1 protein-coding gene and 1 pseudogene are annotated in these 575 nt (G+C 39.7%); both read left to right on the top strand.

Annotated features, from left to right (window positions below):
* Nucleotides 1-186: pseudogene (locus ACS8FC_RS19525) on the top strand (NRDE family protein); the annotation flags it as partial.
* A gap of 180 nt (nt 187-366) precedes the next feature.
* A partial coding sequence (locus ACS8FC_RS19530; RefSeq protein ID WP_439298007.1) for an alcohol dehydrogenase catalytic domain-containing protein occupies nt 367-575 on the top strand: 209 nt, incomplete at its 3' end.

A 575-nucleotide genomic window follows, 5' to 3' on the forward strand; every position in this document is an offset into this window, starting at 1 on the left:
CTTGAACAGACCTTATCCTCTGTTTATATTGAGCCTGTGAGCTTTGGCAATGCTGACACCAGCAAGCCTACTTATGGCACACGGACCCAGAGTATTTTAACCTTGAGACAAGAGAAGGGAAAAGGTGCAGAGCTCACCGCTCACATTGTCAGCCGAGAGTATCCGCATTCAATTGATAGTGAGTAAAAATCCTCACTTATTTTCGGCTGTATCTATATTTCATTTCACGTGAATTTATCAGTAGTTTTTAAAACCATAAAGTAATTGTGGATTTTGCTTTAAAGTGTCACTTTTATGGCCTACACTCATTGAGTAGGGTATCAAACTCTATTATGTCCAAATAAGGGTTAAAACAAGGAGTGTGGCATGAGCATGATGAAATCACTAATATTTGTTGAGCCAGGTAAGATCGAAATCACTGATAAGAAGATACCCGATGTTGGGCCAAATGATGCTTTGCTAAAAATCACTACAACGACCATTTGCGGTACTGATATTCATATCTTTAAGGGTGAATATCCTGTTGCTAAAGGGCTGACTATTGGTCATGAGCCAGTGGGCATTATCGAAAAGCT

The organism is Psychrobacter sp. 1Y4 (assembly GCF_051847555.1).